The organism is Streptomyces sp. NRRL B-24085 (assembly GCF_001282115.1).
Lineage (GTDB): Bacteria > Actinomycetota > Actinomycetes > Streptomycetales > Streptomycetaceae > Streptomyces.
Map to the genome: position 1 here is coordinate 1 of NZ_LJBR01000287.1, position 2,543 is coordinate 2,543.

The window sequence follows — 2,543 nt, forward strand, 5'->3', positions numbered from 1 at the left end:
GTCCCGGACGGGGGCGGGGTGGTCGACGGCGGGGTCGTGCCCGGGGAGCCGGGGGTGCTCGGCCTCGGCGTGTGCGGCGCGCTCGGAGTCGAGGGCGAGGACGGCGAGGTGGTCGAGCCGCCGCTGCCGTCGCTGCGGCTGCCCGGGACGGTGCCGGTGCCGTCGGGGATCTCGTGGGTGCCCTTGCGGAAGTACTCCAGCCACGAAAGGACCGTGTTCACGTAGTGCCGCGAGGGGTTGTAGCTGAGGATCGCCTGGTCCAGGTCGGCGCTGTCCGACAGGTCCCAGTCGTAGCGGCACAGGTAGTGACCGGTGGCGAGAGCGGCGTCGTAGATGTTGTTCGGGTCCTTCACCCCGTCGCCGTTGCCGTCGCGGCCGGCCCACGCCCACGTGGACGGGATGAACTGCATGGGCCCGACGGCCGAGTCGTAGGCGCTGTCGCCGTCGTAGGCACCGTTGTCGGTGTCCTTGATGAGGGCGAAGCCGTTGCCGTCGAGCTGCGGGCCGAGGATCTTGGAAGTCGTGGTGCCGTTCGCGTCGACCCGGCCGCCGCGTGCCTGGCCCGACTCGACCTGGCCGATGGCGGCGAGGAGCTGCCAGGGCAGGTTGCAGCCCGGCTTGGACTCCTGGAGTTCGGCCGCCGCCTTCTTGTAGGCGTCGAGGACGGTCGCGGGGATGCCCGCCTCGGACTGGAGCGGGGAGGAGGTGGCGGTGCCGATGGTCGGCGCAGGGCTCGGGGTGTTCAGCGGCGGCAGGTCCGTGTAGTACGGCGAGTTGCCGGTCGCGCCGTCACCGGTGGCCGCGTCGGGAGTGGGCTGGGCGTCGGCGGCGGTGGATCTGCCGTTGTCGTCGACCGTGGCCCCCGGTGCCTGGGAGGCGGACAGTGCCGCGACCGCGGCCGCGGCCACGGCGGTGGTCACCGCTCCCTTGCGCAGCCTCCTGCCGAATTGCGCCGCCATAAAGTGAACCCCTCCTGTGGACGCCCGAGCGCCCTTTTCCGTCTGTCGCTCTCGTCCAGTTGTGACAGTCGAACCGTCCTGGAGGTTGCCCCTGGGACGCGCGGTAATTCCTGATTCGCACGTTCGACCGAGCTCCCCAGCGCGGTGACCCGTGTGACCCTACGACAACTTCCTTTTCCCGGACACCGGTTCGTGCCCGATATTCACCGGTTGGCCATGTTCGATCGGTGCGGGTTCGCGTCGCCCATACTGGACGGGACCGATCGTCCGGGCCGTCGCCCGGCCAACACCCGCCACGAGGAGCCCCGTTGCCGTTCACCCTCAGCCACGCGGCGGCGGTGCTGCCCGCGGTGCGCACCGACGGAACGGGCCGGGGTCGTCTGGTTCCGGCCGTGCTCGTGGCCGGATCCTTCTCGCCCGACATGACCTACTACGCGGCAAGTGTCGTGTCCGGGGCGATGGAGTTCGGCGCCGTCACGCACTCCTTCGCGGGTGTCCTCACGGTCGACGTGCTCGTCGCCTGGGCCCTGGTGGGCCTGTGGCTGGTGCTGCGCGAGCCGCTGGTGGCCCTGCTGCCACGGGGGCGGCAGGGCGGGGTGGCGGCGCTGCTGCGCTGCGGGGCGCCACGCGCACGCGTGCGTACGTCACTGGCCGTGCGTTGGTACGCCTCCGCCGTCGTCGGGGCGCTGACCCATGTCGTGTGGGACGCGTTCACCCATCACGACCGATGGGGGATGCGGCTCTTCCCCGTCCTCGGCCGGGAGGTGGCCGGCTCGCCCCTGTACTGGTACCTCCAGTACGGCGGTTCGGCGCTGGCCGCGGTGGTCATCGCGGTGTTCTGCGGGCACGCGCTGCGCCGGGCCCCGGTGTCGGGCGAGCCGCTCGGTGTCCCGGTGCTGTCGGTGCGGGACAGGTGGTGGGCCGTGGCCGTGATCGGCGGCTGCATGGCGGTGGGCGCGTTGCAGCGGGCCTCGCGGTGGTGGGAGTACTGGGGTTCCACCGCGAAGCCCTGGGAACTGATCCCGACTCTCTGCTTCGGCGCGGGCGCCGGTCTGCTGCCCGGCGTCCTGCTGTACGCCGCCGGGGTCAGGCTGTGGCGCCCGGCCCCGGTGTCCGGCGCCCGGGAAGAGACCGGTCTCCCGCTCGCTCGCTGACGGCGTCCGCGGGTGCGACGAACACCGTCATGGTCGGCATCGGACGGGACCGGGGCAGCAGGGTGAGGGCGAGAGCGAGGTAACTCAGGGCCAGCTCGGCCCACAGCCTCGGACCGGACGGCTCCTGACGTCCTACGACGTCCCGCTCGCGGCGGGCGACGCGGTGCCGTAGTTCCGTGGCGGCGTGGCCCAGGGCGGTGCTGAGGCGGACGCCCGCTCGCGCCCGGCGCAGGAGACTCGCCAGGTCGGAGGGGATGCGGGCGGTGCTTGCGGCGGCCGCGTGGGCCGGAACCGGGGGCCGTACGGACGGGGCCTTGTCGGCGTGCGCCGGTGCCTGCGTCCGTCCGGGGACCGCCCGGCCGTGGAGCATGCGTATACCCATGACGGCATCCTGGCCGGGGCGGCGAGCGGGGGCGCGGCGGTGGGAGCC

General features: G+C 72.9%; 3 protein-coding genes. 1 reads left to right on the plus strand and 2 read right to left on the minus strand.

The genetic code is table 11. The annotated features are described in order from the left end of the window. On the minus strand, nucleotides 1-959 hold a 959-nt coding region (locus tag AOJ26_RS28490), incomplete at its 3' end, for a lytic transglycosylase domain-containing protein (protein ID WP_179200428.1). A 308-nt stretch (nucleotides 960-1,267) separates the two neighbouring features. On the opposite strand from AOJ26_RS28490, the gene AOJ26_RS28495 reads away from it, so the two are divergent. Beyond that, nucleotides 1,268-2,113 carry a DUF4184 family protein gene (locus AOJ26_RS28495; RefSeq protein ID WP_053851231.1) on the plus strand — a complete coding sequence of 282 codons (846 nt, stop codon included), beginning with the start codon at nucleotides 1,268-1,270 and terminating at the stop codon, nucleotides 2,111-2,113. Here the strand turns inward: AOJ26_RS28495 and AOJ26_RS42225 are convergent. Then, entirely contained in the window at nucleotides 2,046-2,495 is a 450-nt protein-coding gene (locus AOJ26_RS42225; protein ID WP_078960060.1) for a hypothetical protein, read from the minus strand. The two genes, AOJ26_RS28495 and AOJ26_RS42225, sit on opposite strands and share 68 nt — an antisense overlap. Nucleotides 2,496-2,543: the final 48 nt, after the last annotated feature.